Raw genomic sequence first — 2589 nt, forward strand, 5'->3', positions numbered from 1 at the left:
GCGATCGCCCGGGCGACGACGTCCCGCGGCGCCAGCTCGGCCCCGGCGATGCCCGCCATCACCCGGTTGCCGCCCGAATCGACCAGGATCGCGCCCTCGCCGCGCAGGGCCTCGGTGGCGAGCGGCAGGGGGCCGTCCGTCCGGACCGCGATCGCGGTCGGGTGGAACTGCACGAACTCGACGTCGCGCAGGATCGCCCCCGCCCGCGCCGCCAGGGCGAGGCCGGAGCCGACCGCGCCGGCCGGGTTCGTGGTCGAGCGGTAGAGGCCGCCGAGGCCGCCGGTCGCCAGCACCACCGCCCGCGCCGGCAGGGCGACGATGCCCCGCTCCGTCCGGGCGGCAAGCCCGGTCACCCGGCCCTCGCCGTCCTGCAACAGGGCCGTCGCCCGCCCGACCACGACCGTGACCGACGGGCAGGAAGCCGCCGCCCGGGCGAGGGTGCGGAGCACCGCGGCGCCGGTGGCGTCGCCCCCGGCCTTCACGATGCGGCGCCGGGTGTGGGCGGCCTCGAGGCCCAGCGCCAGGGCGCCGTCGGGCGTGCGGTCGAAGGCGAGGCCGAGGCCGAGGAGCCAGTCCACCAGGCCGGGGCCGGCCTCGGCGACGCGCCGCGCGACTCCTTCGTCGCTCAGGCCCGCGCCGGCCGCCATCGTATCGGCGGCGTGGAGTGCCGGCGCGTCGTCCGGACCGATCGCCGCCGCGATGCCGCCCTGCGCCCAGGCGGTCGCGGTCTCCTCGCCGAGGGGCGCCGCGGTCAGCAGCGTGACGGGCAGCGGCGCGAGCCGCAGGGCCGTGGCGAGGCCGGCGACGCCGGCCCCGACGACGATGGTCCGATCTTGGACGACCCGGTCCGACCTCACGGCCGCACCGCCAGCATGCGCTCGACCGCCCGCCGCGCCGGGGCGATCAGGTCGTCCGGCACCGTGACCTCGTGCGTCAGGGTCTCCAGGCTGCGCCGGATCTTGCTCAGGCTGATCCGCTTCATGTGCGGGCAGAGGTTGCACGGCTTGACGAACGCGACGTCAGGATTGCGGACCGCGAGGTTGTCGGCCATCGCGCACTCGGTGATCATCACCACCTGCGCCGGCCGGCGCGCCTCGACGTAGTCCTGCATCGCCGCGGTCGAGCCGGAAAAGTCGGCCTCCGCCACCACCGCGGGCGGGCATTCGGGATGGGCCAGCACCGTCACGCCCGGATAGGCCTGCCGCGCCTCGCGGATGTCCTCGGCGGTGAAGCGCTCGTGCACCTCGCAATGGCCGGCCCAGGTCAGGATCTCGATCCCCGGCAGCTCGGCCTGGACGTTCTGCGCGAGGTACTCGTCCGGGATCATCAGCACGCGCGGCGCGCCGAGGGATTCGACCACGGCCTTCGCGTTGCCGGAGGTGCAGCAGAGGTCCGACTCCGCCTTCACCGCCGCCGAGGTGTTGACGTAGGTCACCACCGGCACGCCGGGATAGCGGCGGCGCAGGCCCCGCACGTCGGCCGCGGTGATCGAGTCCGCGAGCGAGCAGCCGGCCGCCTCGTCCGGGATCAGCACGGTCTTGCCCGGGTTCAGGATCTTCGCGGTCTCGGCCATGAAGTGCACGCCCGCGAGCACGATCACGTCCGCGTCCGTGCGGGCGGCCTCGCGGGCGAGCGCCAGGCTGTCGCCGACGATGTCCGCCACCGTGTGGAAGATCTCGGGCGCCTGGTAGTTGTGCGCCAGCACCACGGCGTTGCGCTCGCGCTTGAGCGCCTGGATCGCCGCCACGTCCCCGGCCAGGGCCGGCCACTCGGCCGCCGGCACGTGGTGCCTCACCCGGGCGTGGATGTCCGCCAGGGGCAGGGTCCCGGCCGCCTCTCGGATCATCGCGTCCATTCCAGCCTCCGTTATGCTCAAAATGAGCATTTACCCGGCTAGGCTAGTCCGGCTGCGTGTCACTGTCCAGATATGCTGCATCTGAGCATAAGTGCGGCATCGCGCCACAGGACTGTGGTGCGGAAAGGAACCGTCGGCGCGTTCTGGGACCGGCTCTGTGGGCTCAGGCCGACCGGCCGGGAGACAGGCGCAGGCCGGGCGCCGGGCGTTCGAGCAGCACCTCGCGGCGGAAGCGCATCAGGCGGGCAGGCCGCCCGCCGGTCTCGGCGGTGACCGCGTCGGTCTCCTCGACGAGGCCCTGCTGCGCGACGAGGCGGCGGAAGTTCTGCTTGTGCAGCACGACGCCCGAGAGCGCCTCGACCACCCGCTGGAGCTGGCCCAGGGTGAAGGCCGGCGGCATCAGCTCGAAGACGACGGGGCGATACTTGATCTTGCCGCGCAGGCGCCCGAGGGCGGTGGCGAGCATGCGGCGGTGGTCGAGGGCCATGGGCTGGCCGGCGAGGGTACGGGCTTCGTCCCCTCGCGCGCCCGCCTCCGGCACGAGCCCGGCCTCGAACAGCAGCTCGTAGCGCTCCAGCACCCGCTCCTCGTTCCAGCCGCCCCCGGCCAGGCCGAAGGTCAGGCCGATCCGGTCGAGCCGGCGCCGGTGCTCCTCCGGGCCGGACGCGTCTCCGGCCCAGGCCTCGAGCCGGTTCGCGATCGCGTCGAGGGCCGGCGGCCGCCCGGCCCGCCAG

General features: G+C 74.6%; 3 protein-coding genes. All 3 read right to left on the bottom strand.

The features are described 5' to 3' along the window. A partial coding sequence (locus VQ02_RS30505; RefSeq protein ID WP_048448012.1) for an FAD-binding protein occupies nucleotides 1-857 on the bottom strand: 857 nt, incomplete at its 3' end. After that, entirely contained in the window at nucleotides 854-1885 is a 1032-nt protein-coding gene (nadA, locus tag VQ02_RS30510; RefSeq protein WP_425339939.1) for a quinolinate synthase NadA, read from the bottom strand. The genes nadA and VQ02_RS30505, both read right to left, overlap by 4 nt. 133 nt (nucleotides 1886-2018) lie before the next feature. Further along, on the bottom strand, nucleotides 2019-2589 hold a 571-nt coding region (locus VQ02_RS30515; protein ID WP_048448014.1), incomplete at its 5' end, for an NUDIX hydrolase.

Source organism: Methylobacterium variabile, assembly GCF_001043975.1.
GTDB classification, from domain to species: Bacteria; Pseudomonadota; Alphaproteobacteria; order Rhizobiales; family Beijerinckiaceae; genus Methylobacterium; species Methylobacterium variabile.